Origin of the sequence: Pseudomonas sp. B329 (genome assembly GCF_023127835.1) — a bacterium.
Taxonomy (GTDB): Bacteria; Pseudomonadota; Gammaproteobacteria; order Pseudomonadales; family Pseudomonadaceae; genus Aquipseudomonas; species Aquipseudomonas synxantha_A.
Map to the genome: position 1 here is coordinate 1 of NZ_SPKP01000053.1, position 7650 is coordinate 7650.

At 61.8% G+C, this 7650-nt stretch carries 8 protein-coding genes; 2 read left to right on the forward strand and 6 right to left on the reverse strand.

The genetic code is table 11. From position 1 onward, the window contains the following. Positions 1-218: 218 nt before the first annotated feature. On the reverse strand, positions 219-857 hold the full coding sequence (locus E4P00_RS23610) for a GNAT family N-acetyltransferase (protein ID WP_078821755.1): 639 nt from the start codon (positions 855-857) through the stop codon (positions 219-221). Positions 858-905: 48 nt separating this feature from the next. Between E4P00_RS23610 and E4P00_RS23615 the strand changes: the two genes are divergently transcribed. Next, entirely contained in the window at positions 906-1778 is an 873-nt protein-coding gene (locus tag E4P00_RS23615; RefSeq protein WP_248133160.1) for an undecaprenyl-diphosphate phosphatase, read from the forward strand. Here E4P00_RS23615 and E4P00_RS23620 read toward each other — a convergent pair. From E4P00_RS23620 to E4P00_RS23640, 5 genes are read right to left on the reverse strand one after another with little or no spacing between them, the layout of a single operon-like run. Further along, positions 1775-2737, reverse strand: a complete 963-nt coding sequence (locus E4P00_RS23620; protein ID WP_228308621.1) for a Dyp-type peroxidase — start codon at positions 2735-2737, stop codon at positions 1775-1777. The two genes, E4P00_RS23615 and E4P00_RS23620, sit on opposite strands and share 4 nt — an antisense overlap. Before the next feature lie 50 nt (positions 2738-2787). Beyond that, positions 2788-3606: a xylose isomerase gene (locus E4P00_RS23625; protein WP_103735485.1), complete on the reverse strand. Its 819-nt coding sequence runs from the start codon at positions 3604-3606 to the stop codon at positions 2788-2790. 1 nt (position 3607) lies between these two features. Continuing rightward, a complete protein-coding gene (locus E4P00_RS23630; RefSeq protein ID WP_032880444.1) occupies positions 3608-4807 on the reverse strand; it encodes an FAD-dependent oxidoreductase in 1200 nt (399 codons plus the stop codon). After that, positions 4807-5130 (reverse strand): MocE family 2Fe-2S type ferredoxin, encoded by a 324-nt coding sequence (locus tag E4P00_RS23635; RefSeq protein WP_032880442.1) that lies wholly within the window; start codon positions 5128-5130, stop codon positions 4807-4809. Before E4P00_RS23635 ends, E4P00_RS23630 begins: the two co-directional genes overlap by 1 nt. Continuing rightward, positions 5127-6221, reverse strand: a complete 1095-nt coding sequence (locus tag E4P00_RS23640) for a fatty acid desaturase family protein (protein WP_248090173.1) — start codon at positions 6219-6221, stop codon at positions 5127-5129. The genes E4P00_RS23635 and E4P00_RS23640 overlap by 4 nt, the downstream gene beginning before the upstream one ends. Positions 6222-6383: 162 nt before the next feature. On the opposite strand from E4P00_RS23640, the gene E4P00_RS23645 reads away from it, so the two are divergent. Next, positions 6384-7433, forward strand: coding sequence for a LacI family DNA-binding transcriptional regulator (locus E4P00_RS23645; RefSeq protein ID WP_148853568.1), 1050 nt, complete (start codon positions 6384-6386; stop codon positions 7431-7433). The last annotated feature ends 217 nt before the right edge of the window (positions 7434-7650 follow it).

Genomic DNA, 7650 nt, shown 5'->3' on the forward strand with positions numbered 1-7650 from the left:
ATGTGTCAACCATGTCCCCGCACATGTGTCCACCATGTGTCCGGTCTATACAGGCTCTTTTCCAAAGTGACCCGCTGTAAAAGCGGAACCAACAGTGGCCGTGACCTAAATAACGGATATGTACTCGGTCTGATCCAGCATCCCGGTCGACCCTGAAGCCGCCATCGGGAGCAAGCCCCCTCCCACATTTACCGCCCCCACATCCGAATCACGGGGCATCAGTGCAATGACGCCCGGGTAATCAGATAGCTCACCAACTGCGGCTCATCCTCCAGTTCAATCATCTGCACCGGACGCGGCAGGTTATCCAACACGGTGCGCCAGAATGCCTGGGATACCTCGTCCTGATCATAGAAACGCACCAGCCAATTGGCCGCGCCGCTGCACAGCACCTGGCTGGCGATGGCACGGCCGATGCCCTTGCGGCGATAGCGCTTGAGAATGAACAGGTCGGCCAGCTCCAACGCGTCGATGCCCGGCAGTTCGCTGCCTTCAATCAACAGGAAACCAGCGATATAGCCATCGACCAGCAACAGGTTGGCGCTCCACTGCGGGTCTTGCCAATAGCGGGCCAGGTGTTCGTCATGGATATAGAAACGGCCATCGGCCTCGACATCTTCCTGTTCCCAATCGGAAGACTCGTAGGCGTAGTACTGGTATAGATTGCGAATCAGCTCGGCGTCTTCAGGGCCGGTCTGGATCAATTCAACGGTGGTTTCAGGCATGGGGCTCTCGGTGGAAAAACGCAGGGCGCCATTGTTCACAAAAGTGCCTGCCACGCCAATGGCTTGTCGAATCCTTTCTATTGGCTGAACCGAATGCAAATAGCGGTTGCCCTGGCCAAATTCCTGAAACATTTAGAATAAACTTCGCCGGTTTCCACCTTTCGCTCAAGGACACGTATTGTGACCAACGTCTGTACCGCCGGCCTGGATGTGGGCTTTGCCTCCCTGGGTTACCTGCAAATTTTCATCCTGGGGGTAATCCAGGGCATCACCGAATTGCTGCCGGTGTCGTCCACCGCCCATATGCGCGTGGTGCCCGCCCTGCTCGGCTGGCAAGACCCGGGCTCGGCGTTTTCGGCGGCCATGCAATTGGCCGCGCTGGCGGCAGTGGTCAGTTACTTCTGGCGGGATGTGCGCCAGGTCACCACCGGCAGTATCAGTGCGGTGCGCCGGGGCGACTATAACGATCGGTGGTTCAAACTGGCGGTGGCGATCGTGCTGGCGACTATCCCGATTGGCATTGCCGGGTTGGCGCTGTCTTCGACCCTGAATGCATGCAACTCGCCATTGCGCGGGCTGATGGTGATCGGCATTTCCTGCGTGGTGATGGCGGTGTTGCTGGCACTGGCCGAAGTGCGCGCCCGCCATACCCGCGACGTAAGCCAAATGCGCTTGCGCGATGCGCTGATCGTGGGGGTGGCGCAGATCGGCGCGTTGATTCCTGGGGTGTCGCGTTCGGGCTCCACGCTGACCGCAGCGCTGTTCCTGAATTTCAAACGTGAGGAAGCGGCGCGCTTTTCTTTCCTGCTGGGCCTGCCGGCCATTGCCCTGGCCGGTTTGAAAGAACTGTGGGTGCTGCTGCGCGCCGACCTCCCTGCCCACGCCTGGCCGCACTTGATCTTCGGCCTGGTGGTGGCGAGCATCTCGGCGTTCTTTGCGATCTGGGGCCTGATGAAGTTCCTGGAGCGCTTCTCCACCTGGCCGTTCGTGATCTACCGTGCGCTGCTGGGGATCTTCCTGATTGTGGCGGTCAGCAGCGGGTTGTTGAGTTAAGCCGCCGGTTCGCGGTCGGCCAGCGCTTCGAGCAGGTCGGCCGAGGGCACGAAAAACAGGCCGCCAGTCACGGCGGTACTGAAGTCGAGCAAGCGGTCATAGTTGCCGACCGGGCGGCCAACGAACATGTTTTCCAGCATCTGCTCCAGAGGCTGCGGCGAGCGTGCGTAGCCGATGAAATAGGTGCCGAACTCGCCGGCACCGGGGCGGCCGAAGGGCATGTTGTCGCGCAGGATCTTCACTTCCTCACCGTTCTCGTCAGTGATGACGGTCAAGGCGCTGTGGGAGTTGCTCGGCTTGGTTTCTTCGTCCAGTTCGATATCTGCCAGTTTGGTGCGCCCGATTACCTTCTCCTGGGCTTCTACCGTCAAGCCGTTCCAGGCGCTCATGTTGTGCAGGTATTTCTGCACCACTACGTAGCTGCCGCCCTCGAACTGAGGGTCTTCGTCACCGACCAGGGTGAATCTTTCGGCCTTGCGCCCTACCGGGTTTTCGGTGCCGTCGACAAAACCGATGATGCTGCGCATATCGAAATAGCGGAAACCCTGGACCTCATCCACCACCTTGACGCTATCGCCCAAGGCAGCCATCAATTGGGTCGCCAGCTCGAAACACAGGTCCATCTGCTCGGCGCGGATATGCAGGAGGATATCGCCCGGGGTCGACACCGCCTTGCGCCCTTCTACACCGAATTCGCGGAACGGATGCAGCGACGCCGGGCGAGGCGCGCCGAACAGCCGGTCCCACGCATCCGAGCCAAACCCGCAGACGCAGGTCAGGTTGCCCGACGGCACGCGCTTGCCCACCGAACGCACAAGGCCTGCGATGTCGGCGCACCAGCCACGCACGTTTTCAACTGCATCGGGGGCCAGGGTGGCGACCATGAAAATCGCGCTGCTGGTGATCGGGTGGCACACGGACTGCGGTTCGAGAGGTGGCTGGACAGGGCAGGTTTTCATCAGGCAGATCCATAGGCTAAGGTCGGTTTGAACCGACGCAGGTTAGCAGATCAGCCGTGACAACTGGCCCACACCTGGCGAATCAGCGCCTTCATCTTGAGCGCCTCGGCCCAGCGATCAGTGAGTTCTCGCCCCATTGCATCGGTGATCGCATAGGGTGGCGGGCCCAGTTCGCAGGTGAAGGGCAGGCTCTGGGGCGCGTCGGCACGGGTCAGCCAGTCGTCGATCCCATAGCGCCACCAGCCGGTAAAGCGCTCGACCCAAGGCTGGTGCTGAGGAAAATCCAGGCCAACCTGCACCTGCTCACTGCTGGCGACGCGGCCATGAAAGCCCCAGCTATGGCGCAGGATCGTGCGTATCTGCTCGTCGTCTTCCAAGGCTCCGGGTTCTGGCAACTCGCGGCCGACGACGTAGTGGGACAGGTCCGCGAGCAGTTTCAGGTCGGGCATTTGCGCCAGCAGGTCGAGGGTGAACAACAGGTCGTTGGTCAGTCGATAACGGTGGGTTTCCAGCAGGATCGGGAAGTCCACCTGTTCGGCCAGGCGCTGCCAGCCTTCGATCAGCCTGACCGCCTCGGCCTGGGTACGCGGGCGCACATCGGCTTGCAGGGTGAGGTGGTGACAACCGTAGCGGCCGATCACTTCCAATGCCCTGGCCAGATCATCCACCGATTGCGGGAACAGTTGACCTTCGATCTGCAAGCCTCTGGCCGTGGCGGCAGCGTACAAGCGCGAGACTGCGGCCGGCGTCCAGTAATGGTCGGTGATGCCGTCAAAACCGGCGGCGACGATGCGGTCCAGTTGCGCTTCTTGGCTGCCGGGCTCGGTTTGCATGGCCCATAGTGATTGGAATACCAGGAGTTGGTGCATCTCAACCTCGCAGCAGGTGTTTGAGGGACGTATCGGCATCTGCCAGGCTCGCCACGTCAAGCGCAATGCTTGCAGTGATCAAGCGCTCGCACAGCTTGATGTCCCTGGCGGCGCGGTTGCCCGGAGCCCAGCCGAAAGCGCCTTGCAATCGGGCGTTGGTGTCTAGGCAAAACAGCAGCAGGCCACCGTCGGGCAACGCACGGCTGACCGACCGCGCAGTCATCGCCCCGACGGAATGCAAACCCCAGTCGAATTGGTCGGACCAGAAACCCGGGACCCTCTCGAACGGCAGTTCTTTGCCCAACAGATTCAACGCAGCGTGACGCCCCTGGGCCTCGGCGTTGCGCCAGGTTTCCTGACGCTGATAGACGCCGCCGAGACGAAACTCACAGACATCCCCCGCCGCGTAAATATCCGGTGCGCTGGTACGCAGGCACGCGTCGACCCGAATGCCCTGCCCTACTTCCAGCCCGCCCGCCGCTGCCAGCTCAATGTTGGGCTGCATACCAATACCGACCGCCACCAGGTCACAGGGCACCCGTTGCCCATCGACCAGTTGCACGGCGTCGGCGTGGACGCACTCCAGGGCAACGTTCAAGTGCACGTCCACACCCTGCTGACGATGCAGCGCCAACAGCGCTTCACTGATCATTGGCGGCAGCGCCCGGGCAGCCAGCCGCGGCCCCGCTTCCAGCACCGTGACCTCGCAGCCCAGGCCCCGCGCCGTAGCGGCCACCTCCAGGCCGATAAAGCCCCCGCCGACCACCACCAACCTGGCGCCTGGCTTTAATTCATTGCGCAAGGCCAACGCTTCATCATGGGTGCGCAGGTAGAACACGTTGGCCTGCTCCTGGGGCAAGCGTCGCGCCCGGCCTCCGGTGGCCAGCAGCAGGCCGGCATAGGTCAACCATTGGCCGTCAGCCAGTTGCAGCCGATGATGCTGCGGCTCCAAACGGCTGGCGGGGTTGCCGGCGATATGCTCAATGCCAAGCGCAGCCAACCGTGCACTGTCGCACAGGCTGCATTCCGCCAGGTCCGTCGAGCCTTGCAGCACGCCTTTGGACAACGGTGGGCGTTCGTAGGGCAAGTGCGCTTCATCGCCGATCAGGATCAGGCGCCCGCTGTAACCTTCTTCACGCAAGGTCAGTGCCGCACGTCCACCGGCATGACCAGCGCCGACGATGATCAGGGTCTGGTTCATCATCCGGCCGTGACAGCGAGCAGTACCCGCCCCGCTTCGACCCGCACCGGGTAGGTCTTGAGGTTGACGCACACCGGCGCGCCCAGGGCTTGGCCGGAACGGTAATCGAAGCGCCCGTTGTGCTTGGGGCACTCGATCACATGGTCCATCACCAGGCCGTCCGCCAGGTGGATTTTCTCGTGGGTGCACAGGCCGGCGGTGGCGAAAAATTCATCCTCGGCCGAGCGGTACACCGCGTAGGTGTGAATACCGTGGTCGAAGCGCAGCACGTCTTCTGCTTCTATTTCGCCCACGGCGCAGACGTCGATCCATTGATCGTTCATGCATTTATCTCCAATGACTGGCTTTTACTGTGTGGCGAGCAAGCTCCCTCGCCACGGGTCGGGCGTTGGACGAAATAGCTAGGGTCGCTGCGCTGGCGCCAAATAGTCGGAATGATTTCCTGGTAGGCCTCCCACAGGTTGGCATACGGCGGCGGGCAGTCGCTGCGGATCTCTTCGTGCAGTTGACTGAGCGCGTGGTAAGGCACCATCGGGTACATGTGGTGTTCGAGGTGGTAGTTCATGTTCATGTAGATAAAGCGCAGCACCCGGTTCATGTAGATGGTGCGGCAGTTACTGCGATGGTCGAGCACATCTTCGGCCAGGCCCACATGCTGGCTGAGGCCGAACAGGTAGCCGAGCCAGGCACCATAGAGACTGGGCAAGCCCACCAGCATCAGCGGTAGCCAGCTGTGCAGGTACAACGCGGCGCCGATGATCAGCGCATAAATCCCAATCCATATACGTGCGGCACGGAATACCTTGGGCCATTCGGATTCAGGGATGAAGTCTTGCTCCTGGGCACTCATGCGCCCGAGCGCATGGCGGGCTACGCCGCTGAAGGTCTTCCAGGCCAGGGGCAGGTTGAACAGGCTGAGGGCCATCATCCACAGGCTCGGCGGGCGCGGCTCGACGATCTCCGGGTCGCGGCCGACGACGATGGTGTCGGTGTGATGACGGGCATGGCTCCAGCGCCACACGTGAGGTTCGAACAGGCACATGAAGCTCGCCACCTGGTACAACGCATCGTTCATCCAGCGGGTCTTGAACGCAGTGCCGTGGCCGGTTTCGTGCCAGCGCGGGTTGGACGCCGTTCCGTAGAGCACACCATAGGCGAGAAAAAACGGTACGCAGGCCCAGGAGCCCCAGAACCAATAGCCGCCAAAGCCTGTGGCCAACAGCGTCGCAGCCCAGATGGCCGTGTCGAGCAAGGCCGGGCCATCGCGGCGTTGCATCAGTTCTTTCATGCGTTTGCGCGAGATGGGTGACTGGTACCAGTTGGCCGAGACCAGACCCTTTTCGGCGGCACGGGCCGCTTCGGGCCCGGTGAGGCTGTAGTCGCGCCGGGCGCGGTAAGCGGTGTGTTCAGGCATTGTTATTGTTCTCCGCAAGCGTAGGGTTTCAGGTGCTTTGCGGAACCAACCATAGAGCGCAGCCAAATCACCCTCAAGGCCTTGAATCCATTCCCTATCAAGCTATCATCCAGGCCCAGCGGGGCTTGATAGTTTTCTATCAAGACGCTCAAGGGGCCTGCCATGCACAACAATAAACGCCCAACCATCGCCACCGTTGCCGCCCATGCGGGGCTCAGCGTAGCCACCGTCGACCGCGTGTTGAACGCCCGCGCTCCGGTCAACCCCGGCACGGCCGAACAGGTGTTCCAGGCTGCCGAAGCGGTGGGCTATTTTGCTGCGCGCCTGATCGGCCAGCGCATCCGCGAACGGCGGCCCACCTACCGTTTCGGCGTGCTGTTGCTGGGCACCGCCCAGGCCTTCTATGCCAACCTCGCCCAGTCAATAAGCGATGCAGCGCAGCATCACGCCACCGCCAACCTGAGCTGCCAGTTCGACTACATCAACGACCGTTCACCGAATGCCATCGTCGCGCAGATCGAGCAACTGGCGGTGCAGTGCGACGCCCTGGCGGTGGTCAGCTTCGCCCATCCGCTGATCAACGCCTGCCTGGCGCAGATTCGTGAAGCCGGCGTACCAGTGGTTGCGCTGCTGTCGGATATCCATGAGCAGGCCCTCGAACCCTATGTGGGCCAGGACAACCACGTGGTCGGGCGCACCATGGGCTGGCTGCTGGCGCACACCTGCGGCGCACGCAAAGGCAGCGTGGGCATCCTGTTGGGCGGCCATCGTTTTCTCGGGCATCAAGCACGGGTCGAAGGCTTGCACAGCTACCTGGCCGAACACGCGCCGGGGCTCAAGCCATTGGAGCCGCTGATCAACCTGGACAACTGCGACATCACCGAGGAAGCCACCCTGGACCTGCTCAGCCGCCATACCGATTTGCGTGGATTATGCGTGGTAGGCGGTGGTGGCGACGGCGTGATCAACGCCCTGGCCCAACTGCCCAAGCGCCCGGCGCTGTGCTGCATTCTGCAGGAGTCGACCGAACTGTCACGCCAGGCGTTGAGCCGCGGCTTGATCGATGTGGTAATGGACTCGCAGCCGCGGCAGACGGCGGCGGCGCTGGTGCAACTGCTGGTGCAGTTGCTGAATGACGAAGGCTTCGATCCTGTGCGGCATCGGGTGCATATACCACCGCAGATAGTGACCCCGGAAAACATGGGCACCTGAGACAAAAAGAACACAATGTGGGAGGGGCGGTGCAACGATTCGACCTCGATGGCAATGAACCCGTCAAAAATTCAGAGGCTGAAACACCGCTATCGCGGAATGGGTATCTACGCAACTTTGTAGCTGCCGACCGTAACCACGATGCGAAGCGAGCCGCTCTTGATCTTGATCTCAGGCGCCCCGTTAAACCACGCTGGCCGGAATTCGACAGGGATTT